Source organism: Actinoplanes flavus, from assembly GCF_017592555.1.
Lineage (GTDB): Bacteria > Actinomycetota > Actinomycetes > Mycobacteriales > Micromonosporaceae > Actinoplanes > Actinoplanes flavus.
Map to the genome: position 1 here is coordinate 320,719 of NZ_JAGFNS010000005.1, position 26,274 is coordinate 346,992.

21 protein-coding genes are annotated in these 26,274 nt (G+C 72.3%); 10 read left to right on the forward strand and 11 right to left on the reverse strand.

Translation table 11 applies throughout. The features are described from left to right. Positions 1 to 23: 23 nt before the first annotated feature. Both J5X75_RS10290 and J5X75_RS10295 read right to left on the reverse strand, forming a co-directional pair. Positions 24 to 1,235 (reverse strand): acyl-CoA dehydrogenase family protein, encoded by a 1,212-nt coding sequence (locus J5X75_RS10290; protein WP_208467102.1) that lies wholly within the window; start codon positions 1,233 to 1,235, stop codon positions 24 to 26. An 81-nt stretch (positions 1,236 to 1,316) separates the two neighbouring features. Continuing rightward, complete coding sequence (locus J5X75_RS10295; RefSeq protein ID WP_208467144.1) at positions 1,317 to 2,594, reverse strand: acetyl-CoA C-acetyltransferase; 1,278 nt, start codon at positions 2,592 to 2,594, stop codon at positions 1,317 to 1,319. Positions 2,595 to 2,645: 51 nt separating this feature from the next. Here J5X75_RS10295 and J5X75_RS10300 point away from each other — a divergent pair, with 51 nt between their 5' ends. Next, positions 2,646 to 3,986, forward strand: coding sequence for a 3-oxoacyl-ACP reductase (locus tag J5X75_RS10300; protein WP_208467103.1), 1,341 nt, complete (start codon positions 2,646 to 2,648; stop codon positions 3,984 to 3,986). Position 3,987: 1 nt separating this feature from the next. Further along, complete coding sequence (locus J5X75_RS10305; RefSeq protein WP_208467104.1) at positions 3,988 to 4,878, forward strand: MaoC family dehydratase; 891 nt, start codon at positions 3,988 to 3,990, stop codon at positions 4,876 to 4,878. Here the strand turns inward: J5X75_RS10305 and J5X75_RS10310 are convergent. Further along, on the reverse strand, positions 4,862 to 5,683 hold the full coding sequence (locus J5X75_RS10310) for a hypothetical protein (RefSeq protein WP_208467105.1): 822 nt from the start codon (positions 5,681 to 5,683) through the stop codon (positions 4,862 to 4,864). The genes J5X75_RS10305 and J5X75_RS10310 overlap by 17 nt on opposite strands. Before the next feature lie 889 nt (positions 5,684 to 6,572). Between J5X75_RS10310 and J5X75_RS10315 the strand changes: the two genes are divergently transcribed. Then, entirely contained in the window at positions 6,573 to 7,082 is a 510-nt protein-coding gene (locus J5X75_RS10315; RefSeq protein WP_208467145.1) for a GNAT family N-acetyltransferase, read from the forward strand. A gap of 2,667 nt (positions 7,083 to 9,749) precedes the next feature. On the opposite strand, the gene J5X75_RS10320 is transcribed toward J5X75_RS10315, so the two are convergent. From J5X75_RS10320 to dhaM, 3 genes are all read right to left on the reverse strand, one after another. Then, entirely contained in the window at positions 9,750 to 11,114 is a 1,365-nt protein-coding gene (locus J5X75_RS10320; RefSeq protein WP_208467106.1) for an endo-1,4-beta-xylanase, read from the reverse strand. Between the two features lie 136 nt (positions 11,115 to 11,250). Further along, positions 11,251 to 11,511: an HPr family phosphocarrier protein gene (locus J5X75_RS10325; protein ID WP_208467107.1), complete on the reverse strand. Its 261-nt coding sequence runs from the start codon at positions 11,509 to 11,511 to the stop codon at positions 11,251 to 11,253. After that, the gene (gene dhaM / locus J5X75_RS10330; RefSeq protein WP_208467108.1) at positions 11,495 to 11,881 is read right to left on the reverse strand and encodes a dihydroxyacetone kinase phosphoryl donor subunit DhaM; all 387 of its coding nucleotides are present in this window, start codon (positions 11,879 to 11,881) and stop codon (positions 11,495 to 11,497) included. The genes J5X75_RS10325 and dhaM overlap by 17 nt, the downstream gene beginning before the upstream one ends. A 108-nt stretch (positions 11,882 to 11,989) precedes the next feature. On the opposite strand from dhaM, the gene dhaK reads away from it, so the two are divergent. The 5 genes from dhaK to J5X75_RS10355 all read left to right on the forward strand — a co-directional run bounded on the left by dhaK (position 11,990) and on the right by J5X75_RS10355 (position 17,366). Further along, positions 11,990 to 12,988, forward strand: a complete 999-nt coding sequence (gene dhaK / locus J5X75_RS10335; protein WP_208467109.1) for a dihydroxyacetone kinase subunit DhaK — start codon at positions 11,990 to 11,992, stop codon at positions 12,986 to 12,988. Between the two features lies 1 nt (position 12,989). Beyond that, the gene (dhaL, locus tag J5X75_RS10340; protein WP_238487610.1) at positions 12,990 to 13,634 is read left to right on the forward strand and encodes a dihydroxyacetone kinase subunit DhaL; all 645 of its coding nucleotides are present in this window, start codon (positions 12,990 to 12,992) and stop codon (positions 13,632 to 13,634) included. A 73-nt stretch (positions 13,635 to 13,707) separates the two neighbouring features. After that, positions 13,708 to 15,276, forward strand: coding sequence for a methyl-accepting chemotaxis protein (locus tag J5X75_RS10345; RefSeq protein ID WP_307798016.1), 1,569 nt, complete (start codon positions 13,708 to 13,710; stop codon positions 15,274 to 15,276). Positions 15,277 to 15,315: 39 nt separating this feature from the next. Then, positions 15,316 to 15,987 (forward strand): acetoacetate decarboxylase family protein, encoded by a 672-nt coding sequence (locus J5X75_RS10350; RefSeq protein WP_208467110.1) that lies wholly within the window; start codon positions 15,316 to 15,318, stop codon positions 15,985 to 15,987. Positions 15,988 to 16,115: 128 nt separating this feature from the next. After that, entirely contained in the window at positions 16,116 to 17,366 is a 1,251-nt protein-coding gene (locus tag J5X75_RS10355) for a YibE/F family protein (protein WP_208467111.1), read from the forward strand. A 65-nt stretch (positions 17,367 to 17,431) separates the two neighbouring features. Here the strand turns inward: J5X75_RS10355 and recD2 are convergent, their stop codons facing one another. Next, positions 17,432 to 19,615, reverse strand: a complete 2,184-nt coding sequence (recD2, locus tag J5X75_RS10360; RefSeq protein WP_208467112.1) for an SF1B family DNA helicase RecD2 — start codon at positions 19,613 to 19,615, stop codon at positions 17,432 to 17,434. A 59-nt stretch (positions 19,616 to 19,674) separates the two neighbouring features. Between recD2 and J5X75_RS10365 the strand changes: the two genes are divergently transcribed. Beyond that, positions 19,675 to 20,652 carry an acetylxylan esterase gene (locus tag J5X75_RS10365; protein WP_208467113.1) on the forward strand — a complete coding sequence of 326 codons (978 nt, stop codon included), beginning with the start codon at positions 19,675 to 19,677 and terminating at the stop codon, positions 20,650 to 20,652. Positions 20,653 to 20,697: 45 nt separating this feature from the next. Further along, positions 20,698 to 22,599, forward strand: a complete 1,902-nt coding sequence (locus J5X75_RS10370; RefSeq protein WP_208467114.1) for a hypothetical protein — start codon at positions 20,698 to 20,700, stop codon at positions 22,597 to 22,599. Here J5X75_RS10370 and J5X75_RS10375 read toward each other — a convergent pair. The 4 genes from J5X75_RS10375 to J5X75_RS10390 all read right to left on the reverse strand — a co-directional run bounded on the left by J5X75_RS10375 (position 22,580) and on the right by J5X75_RS10390 (position 26,206). Further along, positions 22,580 to 22,852, reverse strand: coding sequence for a YggT family protein (locus J5X75_RS10375; RefSeq protein WP_208467115.1), 273 nt, complete (start codon positions 22,850 to 22,852; stop codon positions 22,580 to 22,582). The two genes, J5X75_RS10370 and J5X75_RS10375, sit on opposite strands and share 20 nt — an antisense overlap. Positions 22,853 to 22,957: 105 nt before the next feature. Beyond that, positions 22,958 to 23,785 (reverse strand): aldo/keto reductase, encoded by an 828-nt coding sequence (locus J5X75_RS10380; protein ID WP_208467116.1) that lies wholly within the window; start codon positions 23,783 to 23,785, stop codon positions 22,958 to 22,960. 543 nt (positions 23,786 to 24,328) lie between these two features. Next, positions 24,329 to 24,670: a hypothetical protein gene (locus tag J5X75_RS10385; RefSeq protein ID WP_208467117.1), complete on the reverse strand. Its 342-nt coding sequence runs from the start codon at positions 24,668 to 24,670 to the stop codon at positions 24,329 to 24,331. A gap of 75 nt (positions 24,671 to 24,745) precedes the next feature. Further along, positions 24,746 to 26,206 (reverse strand): aldehyde dehydrogenase family protein, encoded by a 1,461-nt coding sequence (locus J5X75_RS10390; RefSeq protein WP_208467118.1) that lies wholly within the window; start codon positions 26,204 to 26,206, stop codon positions 24,746 to 24,748. Between the last annotated feature and the right edge of the window lie 68 nt (positions 26,207 to 26,274).

Below are 26,274 nucleotides of genomic sequence, written 5' to 3' on the forward strand. Positions count from 1 at the left end.
TTGACGCACGGGGAGGGAAAACGTCAGCGGATCTGCACGCCGGAGATGGCCCGGGCGATCACCAGCCGCTGGATCTCCGAGGTGCCCTCGAAGATCGTGTAGATCTTGGCGTCCCGGAACATCCGCTCCACCGGGTGCTCGCGCAGATAGCCGGCGCCACCGAGGATCTGCACCGCCTTCTCGGTGACCGCGACGGCCACCTCACCGGCCTTCAGCTTCGACATCGAGCCCTCGCCGGCGGTGAACGGCCGGTCGTTGCGGCCCATCCACGCGGCCCGCCACACCAGCAGCCGGGCCGCGTCGATCTCCATCCGCATGTCGGCCAGCGCGAACGCGACCGCCTGGTTCTCGATGATCGGGCGGCCGAACTGGACCCGGGTCTTCGCGTACTCCAGCGCGTACTCGTAGGCGGCCCGGGCGATGCCGATCGCCTGCGCGCCGACCGCCGGCCGGGACAGCTCGAACGTCCGCATCGCCGCCTGGCCGGACCGCCGCTGCCCCTCGCGCGCCCTGGCGAGCCGCTTGTCCAGCGCCTCCTTGCCACCGAGCAGGCAACCGCCGGGCACCCGGACGTCGTCGAGGAACACGTCGGCGGTGTGCGAGGCCCGCAGCCCCAGCTTCTTCAGCTTCTTCGTCCCGGTCAGGCCCTTCGTCCCGGGCGGCACGATGAACGCGGCCTGCCCCCGGGAACCCAGCGACGGGTCGACGCTGGCCGTCACCACGTGCACGTTCGCGATCCCGCCGTTGGTGGCGTACGCCTTCTGCCCGCTGATCACCCACTCGTCGGTCGCCTCGTGGTAGACCGCCCGGGTCCGCATCGACGCCACGTCCGAACCGGCCTCCGGCTCGGTGCTGCAGAACGCGCCCACCTTGGGGTCGGCGGCGTCACCGAAGCACTGCGGCACCCACTCGACCAGCTGATCCGGCGTACCCGAGCCGAAGATCGCGGCCACCGCGAGCGACGTGCCGGAGATCGCCATGCCGATGCCGCCGTCGCCCCAGAACAGCTCCTCGTTGGCGACCGGCAGACTCAGCCCGGACGTGTCCGACCAGGTGTTGGCGAGGAACTCGAACCCGTACAGGCCGATCTTCGCGGCCTCCTGCAGGACCGGCCAGGGAGTCTCCTCCCGCTCGTCCCACTCCGCGGCCGCGGGCCGGATCACCGACGCGGCGAACCCGTGCACCCAGTCGCGCAACTCGCGCTGTTCGTCGTTGAGGTCGAGCCAGAACTCCACGGTCAGCCCCTCCGCCGGCAGGTTAACTCGCCGGTAACCTTACGAGGGCGTAACTTCCGGGACAAGCCCCGTCAATGGGTCTCAGCGCTCCAGAATGGCCACCACGCCCTGACCACCGGCCGCGCAGATCGACACCAGGCCCCGGCCGGAGCCCTTCTGCGCGAGCTGCTTCGCCAGCGACGCGACGATCCGGCCGCCGGTCGCCGCGAACGGGTGGCCGGCCGCCAGCGAGGACCCGTTGACGTTGAGCTTCGCCCGGTCGATCGAGCCGAGCGGGGCGTCCAGGCCCAGCCGCTCCTTGCAGAACTCGGGCGACTCCCACGCCGCGAGAGTGGCCAGCACCTGCGACGCGAACGCCTCGTGGATCTCGTAGAAGTCGAAGTCCTGAAGGGTGAGGCCGTTGCGGGCCAGCATCCGGGGCACCGCGTAGGCGGGCGCCATGAGCAGGCCCTCGTCGCCGTGCACGTAGTCGACCGCCGCGGTCTCCGAGTCGGCGAACCAGGCCAGCACCGGCAGCGAACGCGCCGCCGCCCACTCCTCGGAGGCCAGCAGCACGGTCGAGGCGCCGTCGGTGAGCGGCGTCGAGTTGCCCGCCGTCATGGTGGCGTTCTCCTCGCCGTACACCGGCTTCAGCTTCGCCAGCTTCTCCAGGCTGGTGTCCGCGCGCAGATTCTGGTCCCGGGTCAGCCCCAGATAGGGCGTCAGAAGATCATCGAAAAAGCCGCGATCGTACGCCTCCGTGAGCCGCCGGTGGGAGGTGAGCGCCAGCTCGTCCTGCTCCGCCCGCCCGATGTTCCACCGCAGGGCCGTGACCGCCGCGTGCTCACCCATCGACAGGCCGGTCCGCGGCTCGGCGTTGCGGGGCAGCTCCGGCCGGATCGCGTGCTGCGGGCGCAGCTTGGCCACCGCCTTGAGCCGGTCACCGAGGCCGCGGGCCCGGTTCAGCTGGAGCAGAGCCCGCCGCATGTCCTCGTTGAGCTGCAACGGAGCATCCGAGGTGGTGTCCACGCCACCGGCCACGCCGGAGTCGATCTGCCCGAGCGCGATCTTGTTGGCCACCAGGATGGCCGCCTCCAGACCGGTCCCGCAGGCCTGCTGGATGTCGTAGGCCGGGGTGCGCGGGTCCAGCCGCGAGCCGAGCACCGTCTCCCGGGTCAGGTTGAAGTCGCGTGAGTGCTTCAGTACGGCCCCCGCCACGACCTCACCGAGCCGTTCGCCGGCCAGCCCGAACCGGGCGATCAGCCCGTCCAGTGCGGCGGTCAGCATGTCCTGGTTCGAGGCCTCGGCGTAGCGGCTGTTGGAGCGGGCGAACGGAATCCGGTTCCCGCCCAGCACGGCCACACGGCGCACGTCCACCACGACTATCCTCCACATCGAAGAATCTCGGTTACTCACCGGTAGGCTACTCGCATGGCTGACAGGTACGCGAACTTCGCCAACTCCGGTCTCGGCCGGACCGTGGTCAAGCGCCTCGGGCTGCCTGATCCGCCCCGGCTGCGCCGCCATCAGCCCGGAGATCCGCTGGTCAGCGGGCCGGTCCTGCTGGGCGCGGCGCCGGGCGGCCGGCTCGGCGAGCCGATCCGCAAGACTCTGGGCGCGGCGGGCGTGGAGGTCACCGATCAAACCCCGGACGGAGTACGGGTGAGCGCGCTCGTCTTCGACGCCAGCGGGATCACCGACAGCACCGGGCTGCGGGCACTCTACGACTTCTTCCACCCGTACGCCCGCTCTCTGGAGGTCTCCGGTCGCGTGCTGGTGCTCGGCACCCCACCGGAAGCCACCACCTCGCCGGCCGAGGCGACCGCGCAGCGGAGCCTGGAAGGCCTGACCCGCAGCATCGGCAAGGAATTCGGGCGCGGGGCGACCGCGCAGCTCGTCTACGTGGCGCCCGGCGGCGAGCAGGCCACCGAGTCGACGCTGCGCTTCCTGCTCAGCGGCCGCTCGGCGTACGTCTCCGGCCAGGTCGTCCGGATCGGCGCCGGCGACGTGCCCACGCCGGCCGACGGGGACCGGCCCCTCGACGGCAGACTCGCCCTGGTCACCGGCGCGGCCCGGGGCATCGGCGCGGCCATCGCCCGGGTGCTGGCCCGCGACGGCGCCGACGTGATCGCGCTCGACGTGCCGGCCGCCGGCGACGCGCTCGCCGGCGTGGCCAACGAGACCCGCGGGCGCGCCCTGCAACTCGACCTCACCGCCGCCGACGCGCCCGAACGCCTGGCCGGATACCTGGCCGCCGGACCGCACACCGGCGTCGACATCGTCGTGCACAACGCCGGCATCACCCGGGACAAGACCATCGCCCGGATGTCCGCCGACCAGTGGGACGCGGTCATCGGCGTCAACCTCACCGCCCCGGAACGGGTCGACGAGCTGCTGCTGGAACGCGGGCTCATCGGCTCCGGCGGGCGCATCGTCGGCGTCGCCTCGATCGCGGGCATCGCCGGAAACCGCGGGCAGACCAACTACGCCACCAGCAAAGCCGGCGTGATCGGGATGGTCCAGTCGTACGCCCCGGTGCTGCTCCCGCGCGGCATCACCATCAACGCCGTCGCGCCCGGCTTCATCGAGACGGCGATGACCGCCACGATGCCGATCGGGCTGCGCGAGGCCGGCCGGCGGCTGAACAGCATGTCCCAGGGCGGCCTGCCCGTCGACGTGGCCGAGACCATCGCCTGGCTCGCCTCGCCCGGATCGGCGACGATCACCGGCAACGTGATCCGGGTCTGCGGCCAGAGCCTGCTCGGGGCCTGACATGGTGGCCGTCGTCGAACTCAGCGAAGGGCCGGGCACCACGGCCGCGTACGCCCGCGCCGCCCTCGCCCTGCTGCCCGGCCTCGGCCGCTCCGGCGACGCGCTACCCGACGTCGAGGTCCAGCACCGGGGCGTGACGGTCGACCGGGGGCACCTGGCCGCGTACGACCGGGTCTGCGGGTTCCGGCTCACCGACACACTGCCCGCGACCTACCCGCACGTGCTGGCCTTCCCGCTGGCCATGCGGCTGATGACGGGAGACGGCTTCCCGCTCCCGCTGATCGGGCTGGTGCACGTCGCCAACCGGATCACCGTACGCCGGGCGCTGTTCGCCGGTGAGACGTTCGACCTGGCGGTCCGGGCCGCCGACCTGCGCGAGCATCACCGTGGGCGGCAGTTCGACATCGTCGCCACCGCCACGGTCGACGGGGCCGAGGTGTGGCGGGGCGTCTCCACGTACCTGCGCCTCGACGCCGCCCGTTCCGCCTCCGGTTCCGCCGCCGTGGCACCGCCCTCTTCTTTCACCGGCTCGCGCCCCGCCGCCGCGGCACCGTCCTCTTTCGGCGGGGCCGTGTGGCGGGTGCCCGCGCGGGCCGGCGGTGACTACGCGGCGGTCTCCGGCGACCGCAACCCGATCCACACCTCCCGGCTGGGAGCACGGCTCTTCGGCTTCCCGCGCCCGATCGCCCACGGCATGTGGACCAAGGCCCGCTGTCTGGCCGCCCTGGAGGGCCGCCTCCCCGGCGCGTACACCGTCGACGTCGCCTTCAAGCGGCCGATCCCGCTGCCGGCCACCCTCCGGTTCACCGCGACGCCGGCCGCCACCGGCTGGGAACTCGCCGTCCACTCGCGGCAGCCGCACCTGTCCGGCACGGTCACCGCCGGCCGATGACGATGGCGCTCAGGTCGCGTGGCTCCGGGTCGAGGCAATCGGTCAACCGCGGTCGCCCACAGCGCACATAGGTGCCGACACCCGGATCCAGGTCGGTCCGGGTGAAATACACCCTGGCCGCCGCCGGCCACAGATTATGCGCCCGGAGATACAACCGTGTGCCCTGATACCTCGCGACGTCGACCGGCACCGGGAAGGTGACCTTGGCACGCCAGTCGAGGACGTCCGCCTCGCCCGAGGCGATCTCGGTCCCCCGCTCGTCGACGACGGACAGCAGCAGCCGGGCACCCTCCCCGCCCGCCGCCACCTCCACCGACAGGATCCACGACCCGGTCACCCGGAACTGGGTCGCCACCCAGTCACGCCGACGCAACGGATGCGCGACGTTCTGCGCGCTGCTCGGCCAGATCTCGTGCATCCGGATCTCGTCACCCGGCTCCGGAGCGACCTTCCGCGCGCTGCTCGGCCCGATCTCGTGCCCCCGGACCCCGTCACCCGGCTTCGTGCTCCCGTAGAACGGATTCAACGCCATCCCCGAGATCGCCAGAAGGACCGACGCCACCGCGCCGGCGATCCAACGGCGCGGCGCCAGCCACACGGTCAGCGCCGTCGCCCCGGTCGCGACGAGCACGACCACCAGGTTCCACAGCTTCGCCGGCTCGTCCTGCTCCGCCACGAAGACACCGAGGAGCCCGAACGCCCCCATCGCCGCGGTGACGACGGCCGGCGTCCGCGACCGCCGGCCGGCCTCCGGAGCGGGACCGGGCTCGGTGGGCCTCTCGGCGACAGCACCTCGACCTGCCATGAGTGAATCCATGCCCGACGATCGAGGTCATCAAGGCCCGCGGTCGTTGATCCGACAGCCGACACCGTCGTGGCCGTTCATCGCCCTCCGCGACCACGCGAAGCCGAGCCGACCCTCTCCGCGGCCCAGCCCTCGGTCTCCTTCCTGGCTCTCCCGGTTCGCTCCAGCCTTCCTCGTGGCTCTCCCGGTTCGTGTCGGCTTTCTTCGTGGCTCTCCCGGTTCGTGTCGGCTTTCTTCGTGGCTTTGCCGGTTCGCGTCGGTCTGTTCCGTGGCTTTCCCGGCTTGCGCCGACCTTCCTCGTGGCTCTCCCGGTTCGCCCCGGCCTTCCTCGTGGTTCTCCCGGTTCGTGTCGGCTTTCTTCGTGGCTTTGCCGGTTCGCGTCGGTCTGCTCGGTGGTTTTCCCGGCTTGGGCCGACCTTCCTCGTGGCTCTCCCGGTTCGTGTCGGCCTTCTTCGTGGCTTTGCCGGTTTGTCGGTCTGCTCGGTGGCTTTCTCCGCTTGCGTCGGCCTTCTTCGTGCCTTTGTCGGTTTGCGCCGATCTCAGTGATTTTCCCGGTTCATGTCGGTTTTGTTCGTGGCTCTCTCGGCTTGCGTCGGCCTCTTCGTGGCTCGCCCCGCCCGCGCTGGCCGGAAAGGCGGCACACGGCGGCGGAACGATTGGCTCGAGCATGTCGGCGGAGATGGGCGACCGTCCCGCCGGTACCTCGGTGACGACACCTCGGCATGCGGCGTCGTGAGGCGTTACCTCGGTATGCGGCGTCTGGGGCCTTGACTCGGCATCCGGCGTTCTGCCGCGCCCGGCATCCGGCATCCGGCATCCTGCCGCACCGGCCCGGCGCGTTACCGCGTTGATCCGGCAGACGCGGCTTCGGTAGGTTCCGGGCATGCGGATGGGTGATCTCGCGGGCGCGATGGTGCGGCTGCGACCGGCGACCCGGGACGACATCGCGGCGCTCGCCCGAATCCGGGCGGCACCCGAGGTGTACCAGCGGTGGGGCGGCGACGACGACCTGACCGCCACCGTCGCCGAGGGCCTCGCCGATCCCGACACACGAGTGCTGGTCATCCTGTACGAGGACCGCATCGTCGGCGCCATCCAATGGAGCGAGGAGGCGGACCCCGACTACCGGCACGCCGGTATCGACATCTACCTCAGCCCCGAGGTGCACGGCCTCGGACTGGGCGCCGACGCGGTCCGTACCGTCGCCCGGCATCTCATCGACGACCTCGGCCACCACCGCCTGGTGATCGATCCCGCCGCCGACAACCACGCGGCGATCCGCTGCTACGCCAAGGTCGGCTTCCGCCCGGTCGGCGTCATGCGCCGCTACGAGCGAGGCCCGGACGGCACCTGGCACGACGGCCTCCTGATGGACCTCCTCGCCGGCGAGCTGACGTGAACAGCCGCAATCCCCTCTGAGCCCAGAACCACCAACGATGGTCCCCCCGGAACCACAAGGATCAGGACTCCGCGTCTTCGTCTGCGCCTTTGTGCCTGCGCCCCCGTGTGTCTTTGTGCCCGCGCCCCGCGTGTCTTTGTGCCTGCGCCTGCGCCGGGCCGGGTCCGCGGCAAGTGCGGCCGCCTCTCCTTTTGAATCTCGTCATTACCGGACAAATTGCGCTTGATCTTGGTGAATCGTCGAACGTGGTCCGGGACGTGTCTGTCGGCATGGTCATATTCGGCAGTGTGCTTCGGTGTCGGATGTCGATGGATGTGACGGACTTCGGCAATCCTGTAGTGCGACGTGCGCGAGATCTTCCGGCATGCGTCGATTTGCCGTTACAAAGTAGCGGAAGCCAGGTTGGCATGATCGACTTCTTACACTTCTAAGCCGCGCTTCGGGAGAATTATCGTGTGATGCAGCAATCGTTGTTCGGAAGGGCGGAAATCGCCGGGATGCGCGATCGCTCCGCGTCGCGAAAATATTCTGCCGCCCGCGACGAATTCCGTCGTGAACACGAGCGGCACCGCGCATGGGGTCTTCGGCGCCGCCATGCCGAGAAGCTGCTCCGCGCCCGCCACGGCGACCGCACGCCACCGACCAGAGCTGCCGCCAGCGTTGTTTCGGCCTGTTCGGCAGCACCCACCTCCCGACCGCGATCCGGCGTCGCGCGGCGTGAGGCCCCGCCGGTTGCGGCAAGCTGTGAAGTTTCCGCTGCCCCGCCGGCCACAGGGGGTTTGGAGATGTTCGCTGCTCCGCCGGTCGCGCCGGTGGTGCCGGTTCCGCCGCTTGCGCCAGCCGTGCCGGTTCCGCCTCTCGTGCCGGGCGTGCCGGTTCCGTCCCTTGCGCCAGCTGTGCCGGCTCCGCACCTCGCGCCAGCCGTGCCGGTCCCGTCCCTCGCGCCAGACGTGCCAGCCGTGCCGGGCGTGCCGGGCGTGCCGGGCGTGTCGGTCCCGCCGGTCGTGCCGGTCGCGGTCGTGCCGGTTGTGCCGACCTTCTGGCTCCTGCGAGTCGTGCCGCTCCCGGTAGCCGCGAAAGTCTCGCTGGTTCCGGCGGCTTCGGAAGCGGCAACCGGCCACCGGGCAACAGGTGCTTCATGGGTGGTGGTATCGGCTGGGCAAGCAACGTCGGTACCGAGGCCATCGGTTGCTCCGGGATTGTCCGCTGGTTCGGCGGCTGTAGTTGTTCCGTGTGGGTCAGCTGTCTCAGCACCTGTGCCGACGCCGCAAGTGTTGCCTGCGCCAGTGGCTGAGGCCCTTCCGGAGGCGTCGGCCGGCTTGGGCGGTCGGGTCGCTCCGGAAGTGTCGGCCACTCGCCCGGTGGTGGCAGCCCTCGAAGTGTCAGCTGTCGCGGGAGCCGAGGCGGTTTCAGTATTGTCAGCTTCTCCCGGAGTTGCTGCCCTTTTCAAAACCGCAAGCTTTTCGGTGGTAGGCATCCCGGAACGTCGGCTATTGCGGCGGTTGTGGTGGTTCCGCGATTTGTGGTGGCACGGCAAAGTTTCAGTCCCTCCTCGGGATCTGGCCTTTGTGCCTCTGTTTCGTGTGCCAATGCGAAGAATGGCGACGGAGCGTGGTCGGAGGGGCCGTGACGGCGAAGACCGGGAAGATGGTCCGCGACGGAGGGTGCGATTGGCGCCGTCCGGGTCGGCGCGTGCTGGTGCGGCACCCGCGGCCTGGGCCATCGGCCGCAATCCGGCCGTGACCAGGCCGTCTCTGCCGTGCGCTGGTTCTGCGACGGCACCCGGATCAAGCAACTCGCGCTGTTTCGCCTTCAAAGCAGGGGCCTCGGGCGTGCTCGAGTTCGACAGCGCCGAAGTGCCGCTGGAGAGTTCGAACAGGAGCTGATCACCTTCGTCGCCGTAGCGGGAAACTCGGTGACCAGTGTGGACGACAGCACCCAGGAGACGGGTTGTGGGCTCCGGGCCCGGATCGATCCGCCCAGCGCGGGCACCGGGTTTCCATCCACGACGTCGGGGACCTCCGAGGCGAGGCGGGTCCACGCTAACGGTGGCCGAATCGGCCGGCCCCGTGACAAAGGGTCGCCGCGTGGCCCGGGGAGTTGGGCCTGGCGGCGTGGGAGTGCAGTGCGGCTTGGGGAAGGCGGGCCGGGTGGCGTGGGAGCGTCGCGTGGCTTGGGAAGGCGGGCCGGGCGGCGGGGAGTGCCGTGTGGCTTGGGGAAGGCGGGCCGGGCGGGCTGGGAGCGTCACGTGGTCTGGGGGAAGGCGGGCCGGGCGGGGTGGGAGTGCCGTGCGGCCAGGAGGAGGGCGGGCTAAGCGGCGTGGGAGTGCTGCATGGTCAGGGAACTGTGGGCCGGGCGCCTGGGACTGTCGCGTGGCTTGGAAAAGGGTCCGGCCGGGCGGCGTGGGTCTGTCGCGTGGCTTGGGGGAAGGCGGCCGGGCGGCGTGGGACTGTCGCGTGGTCTGGGGGACGGCGGGCCGGGCGGTGTCGGAGTGCTGTGCGGCCTGGGGGACGGTGGGCCGGGCGGCGTGGGAGCGTTGCGTGGCCTGGGGGAGTTTGGGTCGGAGGGCGTGGGGCTGGCGCTTGGCTGGGGGAAGCGGGCCCGGGGTGTGGGAGTGCCGCGCGGCCCGGGGAAGGGCAGGCCGCGCGGCGTGAAGTGGGCCGGGAGTCAGCGGGCTGTGCAGGTGGCCGTTGTGGACGGGGCGCTGCCGGTGCCCTGGAAGCCGAACTCGGTGGTGCCGCCGGCGGGGACCGTGCCGTTGTAGCCGACGTTGGTGAAGGAGACCGCGCCGCTGGTGCCGGAGGCGGTGGCGCTCCAACTGTTGGTCACGGCGCTGCCGGCGGGCAGGGTGAGGCCGGTGGTCCAGCCGGTCAGGGCGGCCGAGCCGGCGGTCACCTTGACGGAGGTGACGAAGCCGCCGGTCCAGGCGTTCACCGTGACGGTCGCGGTGCAGGCGCGGGTGCCGGAGGACTGGCTGACCGACGGGGACGGGGATGCCGACGACGACGTGGACGGCGACGGCGACGACGTGGAGCCGCCGAGGGCCGCCAGGGTGGAGGTGTAGGCCTGCTTCGGGTTGCCGTTGGCGTCGAAGAGCAGCGGGGTGCCGCTGGCCCGCCACGAGTCGCTGTCGCGGATGCCCCACACGGTGATGCCGTTGCACCGGGTGACGGCGAGGCAGTCGCGGACCACGTTGGCGTACGTGTTCGCCTGCGTGGTGCCGGAGCCCTCGATGTCGAGTTCGGTGATCTGCACGTCGACGCCGAGATCGGCGAAGTTCTGCAGGGTGGTGCGGTAGTTGCTCGGGTACGGCGAGCCGCTGTTGAAGTGCGATTGGAAGCCGACGCAGTCGATCGGCACACCGCGCGCCTTGAAGTCCTTGACCATGTTGTAGACGCCCTGCGTCTTGGCCCAGGTCCAGTTGTCGGTGTTGTAGTCGTTGTAGCAGAGCTTGACGGCCGGGTCGGCGGCGCGCGCGGTCTTGAACGCGTCCTCGATCCAGTCGTTGCCGGTGCGCTGCAGGTTGGAGTCGCGGCGGCCGCCGTTGCTGTCGTCGAACGCCTCGTTCACCACGTCCCAGGAGTCGATTTTGCCCTTGTAGTGGGTCATGACCTGGGTGATGTGGTTCTTCATGGCGTTGCGCAGCGCGGTGCCGCTCATGCTCTGCATCCAGCCGGGCTGCTGCGAGTGCCAGGCCAGCGTGTGACCGCGGACCTTGGCGCCCATCTCGTTGGCACGGGTGATCAGCCGGTCGGCGGTGGTGTAGTTGAACTGGTTCTGCTGCGGTTCGAGAGCGTCGATCTTCATCTCGTTCTCGGCCGTGACCGAGTTGAACTCGCGGTTGAGGATGCTCGAGTAGGTCGCGTCGCTCAGCCTGTTGATCGAGACCGCGGTGCCGAAGTAGCGGCCCTGGCCGGCGGCGGCCGACCCGAGGGTGCTGGCCGCGTCGGCCGCGGGGGAGAGGACGGTGAGCGCGCCGGCGGTCAGGGCGCCGGTGGTCAGGACGGTCAGGATGGCGCGGGATCGTCTCATGGGGAACTCCAGTCGGGGATCTGGAAGGCATCGACGGGGATCGACGCCACTCCGGAACGCTACCGACATGTTCCGGAAACCTCAACCGGTTCAGTCGATGAATCGCCAGGCAGTCGCTCCCGAAACTTTCGGAAGATCACTCAGAGGAGAGTAGGGCGGCGGCGACCGCCCGGGCCGCCGCCGCGGCGTCCTCCCCGGTGGCGCGCACGACGGCCGTGGCGCCCGTGTCCGCGCCCAGCGCCATCAGCCGCAGCGCGCTGCGGGCGCTCGCGGACCGCTCGCCCACCCGTACCTCGATCTGGGCTTGAAAGGACGCCGCGGCCCGGACCACCGCGCCCGCCGGGCGGGCGTGCAACGCGGCCGGAAGGACCACCGGGATCTCAAAATTTTCCGACATCGCGGGCCTCCCGGGCGGCGTCGGCGACCGTCGCGAGATCGGCGCCGGTCGAGGCGAGGACCGCGGCGGCCACCGCGCCCTCGACGAACGGGGCGTCGACGAGCAGCGGGCCGTCCGGCAGCTCGGCCAGCACGGCCCGGGTGGTCAGGACGGCGCTGCCCAGATCGGCGAGGATCAGCACCCCGGCCCCGGCGTCGGCGCGGGCGATCGCCGCCTCGATCAGGCCGGCGCTGGTGCCCAGGCCGCCGTCGTCGGTGCCGCCGGCCGGCTCCACCCGGACGTCGGCGCCGGCCACCTGGGTGAGCAGATCGCGGACGCCGGACGCCAGCGACGAACTGTGTGAGACGAGCACGATCCCCACGTACGCCATGGATCCCGATGGTAGTCACCGAAAGCCTTGGCCGAATCGCCCAGCGCGACCATGCTGTGGGGAGCGGGGCGCGACCATGCTGTGGGGAACGAGGCAAAGGAGCCGGCCGTGAAGAAGTTCATCAACGATCCCGCCGACGTCGTCGCCGAGGCGCTCGCCGGCCTCGCCGCCGCCCACCCCGAGCTGCGTGTGGACGTGACCGAGCGGTACGTGGCCCGGGCGAGCGCGCCCCGCCCCGGCAAGGTGGCGCTGGTGTCCGGCGGCGGTTCCGGGCACGAACCGCTGCACGGCGGTTTCGTGGGCCCCGGGATGCTCGACGCCGCCTGCCCGGGCGAGGTCTTCACCTCACCGGTCCCCGATCAGATCCTGGCCGCCACCAAGGCCGTCGACGGCGGCGCCGGGGTGGTCCACATCGTGAAGAACTACACCGGTGACGTGATGAACTTCCAGCTCGCCGCGGAACTCGCCGCCGACGAGGGGATCACCGTCGAAACCGTTCTGGTCGACGACGACGTGGCGGTGGAGAATTCGACGTGGACGGCCGGCCGCCGCGGCACCGGCGCCACCCTGCTGGTCGAGAAGATCGCCGGGGCGCTCGCCGAGGAGGGCGCCAAGCTGGGCGAGGTGGCCGCCGTCGGCCGCGAGGTCAACGCCGCCTCGGCCTCCTTCGCCTACGCGCTGACCGCGTGCACCACGCCGGCCGCCGGACGGCCCGGCTTCGACCTGCCGGACGACGAGATCGAGGTCGGCGTCGGCATCCACGGTGAGCCCGGCCGCCGGCGGGAGAAGCTGCGCCCGGCCCGCGAGCTGGTCCGGTCCGCTGTGGACGCCCTACTCGATGCCAAACCACTGAACCCCGGCGATCGTACGCTCGTGCTGGTCAACGGCCTGGGCGCGACCCCGTTGCTGGAGCAGTACCTGGTCTTCGGCGAGGTCGCCACGGTGCTCGCCGAACGGGGCCTGGAGATCAGCCGCCGCCTGGTCGGCAACTATGTGACCAGCCTCGACATGGCCGGCCTGTCGATCACCGTGGCCCGGCTGACCGACGAGATGATCCGGCTGTGGGACGCCCCCGTCCGTACCCCCGGGTTGCGCTGGGGAGTCTGACATGGACACCACCCACCTGGATGTCGCCCTGGCCGTCGCCTGGCTGCGCGCGGCCGCCGCGTCGGTGACCGCCGAGACCGACCAGTTGACCCGCCTGGACGCGGCGATCGGCGACGGTGACCACGGGGTGAACCTGGCCCGCGGCTTCACGGCCGTGGCCGCCACCCTGGACGGCGGCGGGTTCACCGCGGTCGGCGACGTCTTCGTCCGGGCCGGCGCGACCCTGATCGCCAAGGTCGGCGGCGCGTCCGGCCCGCTGTACGGCACCGCCTTCCGGGCCGTCGGCAAGGCGCTGCCGCCCGGCGCCGCTTCGGCCGACCTCGCCGACCTGGCCACCGCCCTGCACGCCGGGCTGGACGCGGTCCGCAAGCTGGGCGGCGCCGAACCGGGGGACAAGACGATCGTGGACGCGTTCCGCCCGGCGCTGGACGCCTTCGAGGAGGCGGTGGCCGGTGGCGCGGCCCTGCCCGAGGCGGCGGCGTCGGCGGCCCGGGCGGCCGGTGAGGGGGCCCGCGCCACGGCGCCCTTGACCGCGCGCAAGGGGCGGGCGTCCTACCTGGGCGAGCGCAGCGCCGGCCACCAGGACCCGGGAGCCACCTCCACCTGGCTGATCTTCCAGGCGCTGGCGGACGTGACCGCGCCCTGAGATCCCAGCGGCCTCACCTGTCAATCGGGTGGAGTTGACACCGGTGTGGCCTTTTCGGCTCCAGACTACGGAGGTGGGGCTGAGTGGGATCTTCGAGGACCGGTCGCTGCGTGCCAAGATCGGCATCGCGGTGATGATCGCCACGCTGAGCGGCATCCTGGTCGGCGGCCTGGCGGTGAAGACGATTCACGACCTGAACGAGGACGGCGCCGCGGCGCAACGGCGGTCCCTGGCCATCGCCGCGGCGATCAGCTCGTACAGCACGAACGTCGAGGCGATGAGCGGAAGCGTCACGGCGCTCCAGCTCTACCCCCACCTCGCCGCGCGGATCCAGGAGGAGATGGCGGCGCACCAGGAGGCGGTCGACGCCGCCCTCGCCACGCTCAACACCCACCTGTCCGGCGACGACAAGGTCGCCAAGGCCGCCGGCGACTGGGCGGAGTTCCTGGCCTTCATCAGCGGGTACGGCGGTGGCGGGTCGGCCGCGGAACGTGCGGCGGCGCTCAAGAAGTACGACGACCTGCGCACCGCACTCGCCGTCGACCAGGCCGCCCTCCAACAGCGCGGGACGGAGATGGCGGAGCAGAGCATCCGTGACGCGGAGGCCGACGGCACGCGGGCCGCGTGGACGGTCGGCATCGTGCTGGCGATCGGCGTCCTGCTCAGCCTTCTCGTCGGATTCCAGGTCGCGGCCCGGGTCGGCAAGACCGTCCAGGCCGTCTCCCGGCTGGCGGACAGGCTGGCCGAGGGCGATCTCACCGGCACCTCCGGGGTGCGCAGCCGGGACGAGATCGGCCGGATGGCGGCGTCGCTGGACGAGGCCGTGGGCCGGCTCCGCGCCGACGTCGTGCAACTGGCCGGCAGCGCGACCACCCTGCAGGGCGCGGCGGGCCGGCTCAGCTCGGTCTCCGGGGCGGTCAACGCGGCCGCCAGCGAGGCGTCCAACCAGGCCGGCACGGTCGCCGCCGCCGCCGACACGGTGTCGCACAACCTCCAGGTCGTCTCGGCCGGGTCCCAGGAGATGGGTTCGGCGATCCGCGACATCAGCGTCTCCACCTCGGAGGCGACCGAGGTGGCCGCGCAGGCGGTCCGGGTGGCCTCGGACACCAACGCGATCGTGGCCCGGCTCGGCGCGTCGTCCGAGGAGATCGCCACCGTGGTCAAGGTGATCACCAGCATCGCCGAGCAGACCAACCTGCTGGCGCTGAACGCGACCATCGAGGCGGCCCGGGCCGGCGAGGTGGGCAAGGGCTTCGCGGTGGTCGCGGGCGAGGTGAAGGACCTGGCCCAGGAGACGGCCAAGGCGACCGAGGACATCTCCCAGCGGGTGCAGGCCATCCAGGCCGACACCAGCGGGGCGGTCACCGCGATCGGCGAGATCTCCGAGATCATCGAGCGGATCAACGGCATCCAGCTGGCCATCGCCTCGGCGGTCGAGGAGCAGACCGCCACCACCCAGGAGATGAACCGGACCCTCACCGAGGCGGCCAGCGGCGCCGGCGACATCGCCGAGACCATCGGTACGGTCTCCGCCGCGACCCGCCGTACCACCGACACCGTGGGCGAGACCCAGACCGCGGCCGAGGACCTGACCGCCACGGCGTCCCAGTTGCAGGCCGTGGTCTCGCGTTTCCGCTACTGACATCTGGTGCGCGCCCGCACGAGCTGACACTGTGGGGACATGTACCCGCCCGAGCCCTGGCATCTGCGCGGTCAGATGTATCTGTCGGTCTTCCTGCTGCCCGCGGCACAGGCGCCGGCGCTGCCCCCGGTCCTGGGCGCGGCGGTGCGCCCGCTCACGGTCGGCGGCCGGGTCGCGGTCGGCGCCGCCTGGGTGTCGTACGAGCCGGGCGGCGTCCTGCACTACCGGGAGCTGCTCAGCGCCGTCCTGGTGCGTGAGGGCGGCCGTCCCCGGGTGAGCATCACCGACATCTGGGTGGACAGCGTCGCCTCCCGTGAGGGCGGTCGCCGGCTCTGGGGCATCCCCAAGGAGCTGGCCGAGTTCACCCTCGACGCGGAGAGCGATCCGCTGGTCGACGCCACGATCACCGAACCGGGGGCGGCCGCTCCGTTCTGTTCGGCGCTGGTCCGGCTCAAACGGCGGATGCCGGGCCGGTTCCCGCTCGGGTTCACGGTGGCGCAGGCGCTCGGCGAGCACGTCCGGCGGACTCCGGTCCGGGGCCGGGCCGGCTTGCGTACCGCGTCGGCCGCCTGGCGTCCCGAGCCGGACGGCCCGCTCGGCTACCTGGCCGGGCGGCGGCCGGCGCTGACCCTCGCCATCACCGACTTCTGGCTGGTTTTCGGGCGTTCCGCCGAGGACCGGGCGAAACGCCGCGAGCGCTCGGCGTCCTGACGGCCCGGGCCCGGTTCGGCGGGAGGAGCCGATCGGCCGACCCCGGGCAGCGTCCGGCGGGAGTCGTCGATCGGCCGGCTCCGGGTACGGTTCGGCAGGACCTTCCGCCGACCGCTACGAGGAGCACGATGAGCCCGGCCGACCACCATCACCACGCGCGCGGTGACCTCCCCGAGTTCCCCGGCGCCCGGCGGCTCACCCTGCTCCTGCTGATCCCGGCGGTGCTGATCACCGTGGTCGGCATGGTCCTGCTCTGGCCGGGCGACACGCCGGTGGCGGCCGGGGGCGGCGACGGCCCGGTGCGGGTGACCGGTGAGGTGCTGGCGGTGCGGCCGGCCCCGTGCCCGCCGGTGCCGGAGGGCGACCAGCCGCTGGAGAACTGCGGCACCGTGACGGTCCGGCTCACCAGCGGCGCGGCGTCGGGCACCCCGATCACCACGGACATCCCGAACGGGCCGGGCGCGCCCGAGGTGGCGGCCGGCGACGACGTGGAGCTGCTCCAGCTCAACGCCGAGGGCGAGACGACGTACGCGATCTCCGACCACCAGCGCGGCGCCGAACTGTGGGTGCTCGGCGCGGCGTTCGCGCTGGCGGTCATCGCCTTCGGCCGGTGGCGGGGCGTCACGGCGCTGGCCGGGCTGGGGGTCACCTTCGGCATCCTGGTGTGGTTCATCGTGCCGGCCATCCTGGGCGGCGGGTCCCCGGTGCTGGTGGCGGTGGTCGGCGCCGCCGCGATCATGCTGATCGTGCTCTACCTGACGCACGGGTTGTCGACGACCACCACCATCGCGGTGGCCGGCACCCTGGCCAGCCTGGCGATCACCGCGATCCTGGCCGCGATCGCCACCGGGGCGGTGCATCTGACCGGCGTCGCCGACGAGACGTCCAACTTCCTGACCATCACCCAGGGCGACGTGAACATGCGCGGTCTGCTGCTGGCCGGCATCGTGATCGGCTCGCTGGGCGTGCTGGACGACGTGACGGTCACCCAGTCGGCCACGGTCACCGAGCTGGCGACGGCCAATCCGGCGTACGGGTTCCGCCGCCTCTACGGCGCGGCGACCCGGATCGGCCGGGCGCACATCGCCTCGGTGATCAACACGATCGTGCTGGCGTACGCGGGCGCCTCACTGCCGCTGATGCTGCTGTTCGCGGCCGGCGACACCCCGGTCGGCGAGGTGCTCACCAGCCAGCTCATCGCGCAGGAGCTGGTCCGCAGCGCGGTCGGCACGATCGGCCTGGTCGCCGCCGTGCCGATCACCACGGCGCTGGCCGCCCTGCTGGCCACCCGCCGGGCCCGGCCGGTCACACCGCCGGCGCAGCGGGTGGAGCGGCCGGTCGAGGACCCGTGGGCGGCCTTCGTGGACCGTGTGGAATAGCGGCACTTCGTCCGGGCCACCCGGTCGAGCGTGTCGATGGCGGCGCCGGTGGAGCGGGCGGTGTGCTAGGAGCCCAGGCGCCGGGCCAGGGCGGTGTGCCGGCGGCCGGCGCCGACCGTGCGCACCGCGGCGGCCAGCGCACGCCGGGACCCGACCAGCACCACCAGCCGCTTGGCCCGGGTGATCGCGGTGTAGAGCAGATTGCGCTGCAACATCATCCAGGCGCTGGTGGTCAGCGGGATCACCACGGCCGGGTACTCCGAGCCCTGCGAGCGGTGGATCGTGATGGCGTACGCGTGGGCCAGCTCGTCCAGCTCGTCGAAGTCGTAGTCGATCAGTTCGTCCTCGTCCGTGCGTACGCTCAGGGTCTGCTCCTCGGGCGACAGCCCGGTGACGACGCCCACCGTGCCGTTGAAGACTCCCGCGACCCCCTTGTCGTAGTTGTTGCGGATCTGGGTGACCTTGTCGCCCACCCGGAACACCCGCCCGCCCACCCGCCGCTCCGGCAGGCCGTCGCGGGCCGGGGTGAGCTGCTGCTGGAGCAGCGTGTTGAGGGCGCCCGCACCGGCCGGACCACGGTGCATCGGGGTGAGGATCTGCACGTCCCGGCGCGGGTCGAGACCGAACTTGCGGGGGATCCGGGTGCAGGCCACGTCCACGGTGAGCCCGGCGGTCGCCTCGGTGTCGTCGCACGGGAAGAGGAAGAAGTCGCGCATCCCGTCGAACACCGGCGGCCGTCCCTTGTTGACCCGGTGCGCGTTGGTGACCACCCCGCTCTCGGCGGCCTGCCGGAAGATCTGGGTGAGCCGCACCCGCGGGATCACCTCGGCGGCGAGCAGGTCGCGCAGCACCTCACCGGCGCCCACCGAGGGCAGCTGGTCGACGTCGCCGACCAGCAGCAGGTGCGCGCCCGGCGGGATCGCCTTGACCAGCTTGTTCGCCAGGATCAGGTCCAGCATGGACGCCTCGTCGACGACCACCAGGTCGGCGTCGAGCGGGTTGTCCCGGTCGAAGGTGGCGTCGCCGCCCGGTTGCAGCTTGAGCAGGCGGTGCACGGTGGCGGCCGGATGGCCGGTCAGCTCGGCGAGCCGCTTCGCGGCCCGGCCGGTCGGCGCCACGAGCTGGATCTTGGCCTGCTTGGCCGCGGCGAGTTCGACGATCGATCGTACGGTGAAGCTCTTGCCGCACCCGGGCCCGCCGGTCAGGACCGCGACCTTCGACGTGAGAGCGAGCCGGACGGCCTGTTCCTGTTCCGGCGCGAGACTGTTGGAGGTCCGCTGCCGCAACCAGGCGAGCGCGCGGGCCCAATCCACATCCGCGAAATGCGGCATCCGGTCCGCTTTATCGTGCAAAAGGCGGATGAGGGTCGAGGAGAGGGATTGCTCCGCCCGATGGAACGGCACCAGGTACACGTCGTCGTCCTCGCGCACCACACCCTCTTCCTCGACCAGTTCGTCGAGGCAGGTGGGGATCAGCGAGCCCGGCACGTCGAGGATCGTGGCGGCGTCGGCCATCAGCTCCGGGGCCGGCAGGAAGCAGTGCCCGTTGTCGGTGGCCTGCGACAGCGTGTACTGGAGGCCGGCCTTCACCCGTTCCGGGCTGTCGTGCGGGATGCCGACCGCCTGCGCGATCGTGTCGGCCGTCTTGAAACCGATGCCCCACACGTCGGCGGCCAGCTTGTACGGCGAGTTCTTCACCACGGAGATGGACGCGTCGCCGTACTTCTTGTAGATCCGGACGGCGATCGAGGTGGACACCCCGACCCCCTGGAGGAAGACCATCACCTCCTTGATCGCCTTCTGCTCGGCCCACGCCGCGGTGATCTTTTTCGTCCGTTTCGGGCCCAGCCCGGCCACCTCGACGAGCCGCTCCGGCGCGGTCTCGATGATCTCCAGGGTGTCGAGTCCGAAGTGGTCCACGATTCGCTCGGCGAACACCGGACCGATGCCCTTGACCAGGCCGGACCCGAGGTAGCGGCGCAGCCCCTGAATGGTCGCGGGCAGCACCGTGGTGTACGAGACGACCTCGAACTGCCGCCCGTACTGGGGATGCGACGACCACCAGCCGCTCAGCCGCAGGCTCTCCCCGGGCTGCGCGCCGAGCAGCGACCCCACCACGGTCAGCAGGTCGGTGCTGCTCTTGTGGGCGACCCGGGCCACCGTGTAGCCGGTCTCCTCGTTCACATAGGTCAGGCGCTCCAGGACCGCCTCGAGGACGTGCGGCGGGCGGGCGGGCGATTCTGGTGGCACGCGCCCATCGTGCCCGCAGGGGTGGAAGGAGTCGAGTCCCGGCCCCTAACGTGATCGCCATGGCGCTCTTCGACCTTCCCCTCGCCCAGTTGCGCGACTATCGCCTCGACCGTCCCGAGCCATCCGGTTTCGACGAGTTCTGGGACGGCACGCTCGCCACCGCCCGGCGGCTCGCCCTGCCGCCCAAGCTGCACGAGGTCCAAACCCCGCTGAGTGGCATCACGACGTACGACGTCACCTTCACCGGCTACGCGGGCCAGCCGATCCGGGCCTGGCTGAACCGTCCGTCCGGCGTACCGGGGCCGCTGCCGGTGGCGGTCGAGTTCATCGGCTACGGCGGCGGCCGCGGCCTGCCGATCGACTGGCTGGTCTGGGCCAGCGCCGGGTACGCCCACCTGGTCATGGACACCCGCGGTCAGGGCGGCTCCTGGCGGTCCGGCGACACGCCCGACCCGGACGAGCACGGCGCCGGCCCGTCCACCCCGGGTTTCCTGACCCGGGGCGTGCTGTCGCCGGAGACGTTCTACTACCGCCGGCTGATCACCGACGCGGTCCGGGCCGTGGAGACCGCCGCCGAACTGCCCGGTATCGACGCGTCCCGGCTGGTGGTGACCGGCAAGAGCCAGGGTGGTGCGCTCGCCCTGGCGGCCGGCGGCCTGGCCCCGGACCGGGTCTCGGCCGTGGTGTCCGGCGTGCCGTTCCTCTGCGACATCCGGCGGGCCGTCACGATCACCGACAGCAACCCGTACCACGAGGTGGTCCGGTTCCTGCGGGCCAACCCGCCGGCCGCCGAACGGACCCTGGACACCCTGGACCACGTCGACGCGGTCCACTTCGCACGCCGGATCACCGCGCCCGCCGTCCTGTCGGCGGCGCTGATGGACGACGTGTGCCCGCCGTCCGGGGTGTTCGCGGCCTACCACGCGATTCCCGGCGACAACAAGCACATCGAGGTGTACGAGTGGGACGACCATGAGGGCGGCCGCAGCTTCTTCGACGTCACGGCGCTGGAGTTCGTGGACGATCGGCTGAGCTGAAACCCTATGTAGAGAAACGGCACAGGGTGGGCTACGGTGGCGCACATGATCTCGCTGACCCGGTTCACCCGGTGGGCGCTGCGCGCGGCGGCCCGGCGCTGGCCCGCCGCCCTGCGCGAGGAACTGTACCGGGAGTGGGAGGCCGAGCTCGCGTACCTGGAGACGCGTCCCGCCTCCGCCGCCCGGCGCCTCGGGTTCGCGCTCAGCCTGCTCGCCTCCCCGCCCGCGCGGGACGCCGCGGGCGTTCCGCGCGGCTGGGCCGAGGCCCGGTCCGGGCTCAGCCCGGCCGCCGCGCTCATGCTGGCCGCCCTGATCAGCCTCGGCGTGCCGCAGCTGACCGGCTACCTCGTCTTCAGCTTCGTGCCGGACGGCTTCCCGTACGCCGACGCGGCCCTGCTCGCGCTCGGGTGCCTGCCACTGGCCTGGTGGCTGGGCCGCCGCCTGCCGATGTCCCGGGACGGCCGCCTCGGCCCGGCCGGCCCGGCGGTCCTCGCGCCGCTCGCCGTGCTGCCCACACTGTTCGCGCTGGCCACGCCGGCGCCGGGCGTGCTGGCGCCGAGCACCCTGCTCGGCGCGCTCGCCTGGACACCGCTGACGGCCCTGCTCGGCCTGGCCGCGGTCCGGTCCGGCCGGGCCGCCGCCGTGGTCGCGATCGTCGGCGGCCCGCTGGTGGCGGTCGCCGCGACGGCCGCGTCCACGATCCCGGTGCTGGTCGAGTTCGGGCGGGAGGCGGCCGCCGCGTCCCTGATGATCGGGGACGTGTCGCTGGAGACGCTCGGCGTCGACACGTTCTACTTCACCGGCAGCGCGCTGCCGTCCTACCTGGTCTACGCGTGGTTCGCGGTCCTCTACGGGGTGCGGGCGGCCACCGCGCCGGAGCGCCCGGTCCGGCTGCCCGAGCCGGTCGCCCCGGCCCCGGCGGACCGTCCCGCGCGCTCCGCGGTGGCGCGGGCGGCCGGCCTCACCGCGGTCGTCGCCGGGGTGCTGGCGTGGGCGTACACGGTCACCTGCCTGAGCCCGGTGATGGACGACTGGTCGGCGGTCGCCCCGATGCCCGGCGGTGACGGCGAGATCTACCTGTGGGTGGCCGAGCTGCGCTGGGCCGCGGCCCTGCTGGCGGCACTCGGCACGCTGGTCGCCACGGCGAGTCCCCGGGCTGCCGTCGTGCTCGGCGTGGGCCTGCTGGCCGTCGAGTCGGTGCTGCTGAACCTTCCGATGACCGGGGCGGCCGGGTTGCGGGTCGCCCTGCTCGCCGCGGCCGTGGTGATCGCGGTGAGCTGGACGGCCGCCGGCCGTGCCCCGCATCCGGCGCTGATCCGGCGCCGGACCACCACCGCGGCGATCGTGGCGGCCGGCTGCGGCCCGCTGCTCTTCGCGCAGGGCACCCCGGGGGAGAACCACCCGTTCATGCCGTTAGGGCTGCCGATCACCACGGCCGGGGTGGCGATCGGCCTCACCCTGCTGGGCACGGTGACCGCGGTCGCCACCAGCCGGCACCGTCCGCACCCGGTGCTGATCGCCCTGCTGACCGGGCTGCCGGTGGCCGCACTGGTGGTCGCCGGGATCGGGCTGCGCGGCGGTCCCGAGTGGGAGTACCTGGGCGAGCCCGGCACTCTCCTCGCGCTGCCGCTCGCGGTGGTGGTGACCGCCCTGCTGCGGCGGCACCGCCCGCGGCGGCGCGGCCGGACCGCCGCGCTGTGGACCGCGCTGACCGCCGGCGCCCTGGTGGCGACGGTCCCGGTGCTGCTGATGGCGGCCATGATGCTGTCCTTCGTCGCCGATCTGCTCTTCCAGATCGACGGGACCAGCTACCCGGCGGACGGCATCTCGGTGCTGCCCGGGGCGCTGGTGCTGCTGCTCCCGCTGGCCACGGTGCTGGCCGGAAAGGCGGACGGCGCCGTGGTGGAGGCCCCGGCGCCGCAACCGGTCAGAGGAACGAGCGGATGACGCTGATCGCCAGGAACAGCACGATGAACGCGAGGTCGATCGAGACGCCGCCGGCCCGCAGCGGCGGGATGATCTTGCGAACCGGGGCCAGCATCGGCTCGGTGATCGTGTAGACGACGTCCAGGGCCTTGGACCGGAAGGAGCCCGGCATCGCGGGACCGGCCAGGGTCACGCTCCAGTCCAGGATCACCCGAGCCACCAGCACCAGCTGGACCAGCAGCAGCGCGAAGCTGACCAGACCGAGAAGACCCATCGGAACCTCCGTGTGAGGGGAACGTACCACCCACTATGCGGCGGATTCCTGTGAACTCGCTTGGCGGTGGCTGTGACGCGGCCCGCCGTGACGGGCCGCGTCCTCTCAGCTGTTGAAGTGGTCCGGATGCGGGCCGGTGCGGCCGTCGCACTCCAGCGCGTCGATCGCGGCGATCTCGTCCGCGGTCAGCTCGAAGTCGAAGATCGCCAGGTTCTCCCGGATCCGCGCCGGGGTGACCGATTTCGGGATCACGATCCGGCCCTGCTGCACGTGCCAGCGGAGCACCACCTGCGCCGGGGTGCGGTCGTGGGCGGTGGCGATCCGGGTGACGGCCGGGTCGCCGAGCACCCCGGCCTGCGCCAGCGGGCTCCACGCCTCGGTCGCCACCCCGAGCTCGGCGTTCGCGGCCTGCGCGTCCCGCTGTTGCAGCTGCGGGTGCACCTCGATCTGGTTCACCGCGGGCACCGTGCCGCCCAGGCCGACCACGGCCCGCAGATGCTCGGGCAGGAAGTTGGAGACACCGATGGCCCGGACCCGGCCGTCGGCGAGCAGCGTCTCCAGCGCCCGCCAGGTGTCCGGGAACCTCCCCCGCTTCGGGGTGGGCCAGTGGATCAGGTACAGGTCGAGCCGGTCCAACCCGAGCCGGGCCAGGCTGGCGTCGAAGGCGCGCAGCGTCTCGTCGTACCCCTGATCGGTGTTCCAGACCTTGGTCGTGATGAACAGCTCGTCCCGCGGCACCCCGGCCGCCTTCAGCGCGGCGCCGACGCCGGACTCGTTGTGGTAGATCGCCGCCGTGTCGATGCTGCGGTAGCCGGCCTGCAGCGCCGTGGTGACGGCGGAGGCGGTCTCCGCCTCCGGGATCTGGAAGACGCCGTAGCCGATCTGCGGAATCGTGACGCCGTTGTTGAGTGTGATGACAGGCGTTTGGCCCATGGAGAGTGGTTCCCCTCATTCAGCGGGTGCGGCCACCCGGCGACGGCCGGGTGCTTCCCTCATACCCTGAACAGGCTCCCATTCTCCGCGCCGGCTCGGCCGGCCTCGGTGGTGGACGTCCCGCGTGCGCCACATCCGGCGGCCGGCGGTCGGTCCGGCCGGGCGTTCCGGCGCCGGCCCGTTCCGCGGTACGCCGACCCGTGCCCGCCGGTGCGGTGGTCCGCTCGGCCGCTGGGGTGGGCCCGGCCCCACACTCGTGGGTCCGGGTCGCCGGGTCGGCGTAGACCGGTCGCCGGCGTCTTCCCGGCGGCCGCCGGCCCGGCGCCGCCCGGGACGGCAGGCCCCGGTGCGCGAACGCCAGCAGCAGGCGTTCCGTCGTACGCCGTGACGTTCCCCGGCCGCTTCGTCGTGTCTCCCGCGTTCCCCGTCGCGCTTCCCCCGTCACCGCACGTGGGTGAGTGTCCGATCGGTCGGCGTGGTCCCGGTCGCGGCGGGCGGTCCGGGTGGCCGCCGCCGGTGGCCCGGGCGCCCGGGTCGCGGCGCTCACAGGCCGACCAGTCTGCGGGCGGTGACCGCGCCACGGTGGCCGCGGGTACGGCGGGTCACCGAGCCGCCCGGGGTACGGATCTCCGGAAGGGGCGTGTCACCGCGATACGGCACCACCGCCGCCCGGCCACGGTAAGGGGGAGGAGCGGGGGCCGGCGGGCGCAGACGCACCGTCGGCCGCACCGCCGGAGGACCGCCACCCGCCGGCCGGGCCGGCGGGGTGACCTGGGACGTGGTGGCCCGGCCGAGAGCCGGCGGCGGTGCCGCCGGCGTGCGGCCTTCGGGGGGCTCGGTCGTGCTCCGGGATCCGGCAACCGGTATCGCCTCGGCTCGAGTCATGGCGCTCATTATTGATGAACGTGCATTTAACGCAAGGCTCCCGGAGTGCCTGTAACGGCACGGAAACAACTTTCCTCAGAACGGGTAGCCCGGGGGCTGGTCACGCACAGTGACCCAGCGCGTCTCGGTGAACGCCTCCACGTTCGCCGCCGCGCCACCGAACCGCGACCCGGTCCCGGACGCGGCGACCCCACCGAACGGGCTGTTCGCCTCGTCGCTCACGGTCTGGTCGTTGATGTGCACGATGCCGGTCGGGATCCGGTCGGCCAGCGCCAGGCCGTGCATCACGTCCCGGGTGACGATGCCGAGGGACAGCCCGTACTCACTCGCGGTGGCGAGCCGGACCGCCTCGTCGGCTCCGGAGAACCGGACGACCGGAGCCACCGGCCCGAAGATCTCCTCCCGGAATGCGGGCGTGTCGGCGGCGACGTCGGCCAGCACCGTGGGCGAGTAGAACAGGTCCCGGTAGGTGCCGCCGGCCGCCACCCGGGCCCCGGCGCCCGCCGACCGGGTCACCACCCCGTGGATCCTGTCGCGCTGCCCGGCGTCGATGACCGGGCCGAGCACCACCTGCTCCCGGGCCGGGTCGCCGACCGGCAGGGCCGCCGCCTTGGCCGCCAGCCGCTCCACGAAGTCGTCGTACAGCCGCTCGTGCACCAGGTGCCGCCCGGTGGTCATGCAGATCTGGCCCTGGTGGAACCACGAGCCGAAGGACGCCGCCGCGACCGCCTTGTCGACGTCCGCGTCGTCCAGCACGATCAGCGCCGAGTTGCCGCCCAACTCCAGGTGGGCCCGCTTCAGGTGCTCACCGGCCAGGGCACCCACCCGGCGGCCGGCCGCGGTCGAGCCGGTGAACGAGATGACCCGGACGTTCGGGTCGGTGACCAGGGCCTCGCCGACGTCGGCGGCGCCCGGCAGCATCTGGAGCACGCCCGGCGGCAGCCCGGCCTCCTCGAAGATCCGGGCCAGCGTCACGCCGCCGGTCACCGCGGTCCGCGGGTCCGGCTTGAGCAGGACGGCGTTGCCGAGCGCCAGAGCCGGGGCCACCGACCGGATGGCCAGGATGATCGGCACGTTGAACGGCGCGATCACCGCCACCACCCCGGCCGGGACCCGACGGGCCATCGACAGCCGCGGCTCCTCGCTGGGCAGCAGCTCGCCGTACGGGCGGGCGGGCAGCGACGCCGCCTCGTAGCACTCCTGCTCGGCGACGTGCAGCGCGAACCCGGCCATGGCGCCGATGGCGCCCACCTCGCGGACGTTCCAGCCGGAGATCTCCTCGCCGTGCTCGGTCCACAGCTGGGCGGCCCGGCGCAGCACGGCGGCGCGCCGGGTGTGCGGGGTGGCGGCCCAGGCGCGCTGCGCCTCGGCGGCGCTGCGGGCGGCCTCGGTCACGTCCTCGGCGGTCGCCCGCCCGATCCGGCCGAGCACCGCGCCGGTGGCGGGTTCGGTCACGTCGTACGCGCCGCCCCGCCCCGGCCGCCACTCGCCGCCGATGAAGATGTTGCCGGTCCAGAGCTTCTCGTCGAGGAACATGGGGGTCGCCTCCAGGGGTGCGCGGGTGCGCCGACGGTATGCCCGTGTTTCCGGCAGATCAACGGACC

Excerpts from the sequence above, each read along its gene's own strand:
- J5X75_RS10375 (WP_208467115.1), bottom strand. The coding sequence starts at position 22,852 with ATGGGTCTTCTCGGTCTGGTCAGCTTCGCGCTGCTGCTGGTCCAGCTG.
- J5X75_RS10380 (WP_208467116.1), bottom strand. The coding sequence starts at position 23,785 with ATGGGCCAAACGCCTGTCATCACACTCAACAACGGCGTCACGATTCCG.
- J5X75_RS10355 (WP_208467111.1), top strand. The coding sequence starts at position 16,116 with ATGAGCCCGGCCGACCACCATCACCACGCGCGCGGTGACCTCCCCGAG.
- J5X75_RS10320 (WP_208467106.1), bottom strand. The coding sequence starts at position 11,114 with ATGAGACGATCCCGCGCCATCCTGACCGTCCTGACCACCGGCGCCCTG.
- J5X75_RS10370 (WP_208467114.1), top strand. The coding sequence starts at position 20,698 with ATGATCTCGCTGACCCGGTTCACCCGGTGGGCGCTGCGCGCGGCGGCC.
- J5X75_RS10385 (WP_208467117.1), bottom strand. The coding sequence starts at position 24,670 with ATGACTCGAGCCGAGGCGATACCGGTTGCCGGATCCCGGAGCACGACC.
- dhaM (WP_208467108.1), bottom strand. The coding sequence starts at position 11,881 with ATGGCGTACGTGGGGATCGTGCTCGTCTCACACAGTTCGTCGCTGGCG.
- J5X75_RS10300 (WP_208467103.1), top strand. The coding sequence starts at position 2,646 with ATGGCTGACAGGTACGCGAACTTCGCCAACTCCGGTCTCGGCCGGACC.
- J5X75_RS10365 (WP_208467113.1), top strand. The coding sequence starts at position 19,675 with ATGGCGCTCTTCGACCTTCCCCTCGCCCAGTTGCGCGACTATCGCCTC.
- J5X75_RS10315 (WP_208467145.1), top strand. The coding sequence starts at position 6,573 with ATGGGTGATCTCGCGGGCGCGATGGTGCGGCTGCGACCGGCGACCCGG.
- J5X75_RS10310 (WP_208467105.1), bottom strand. The coding sequence starts at position 5,683 with ATGGCAGGTCGAGGTGCTGTCGCCGAGAGGCCCACCGAGCCCGGTCCC.
- J5X75_RS10350 (WP_208467110.1), top strand. The coding sequence starts at position 15,316 with ATGTACCCGCCCGAGCCCTGGCATCTGCGCGGTCAGATGTATCTGTCG.
- J5X75_RS10325 (WP_208467107.1), bottom strand. The coding sequence starts at position 11,511 with ATGTCGGAAAATTTTGAGATCCCGGTGGTCCTTCCGGCCGCGTTGCAC.
- J5X75_RS10305 (WP_208467104.1), top strand. The coding sequence starts at position 3,988 with ATGGTGGCCGTCGTCGAACTCAGCGAAGGGCCGGGCACCACGGCCGCG.
- J5X75_RS10390 (WP_208467118.1), bottom strand. The coding sequence starts at position 26,206 with ATGTTCCTCGACGAGAAGCTCTGGACCGGCAACATCTTCATCGGCGGC.
- dhaL (WP_238487610.1), top strand. The coding sequence starts at position 12,990 with ATGGACACCACCCACCTGGATGTCGCCCTGGCCGTCGCCTGGCTGCGC.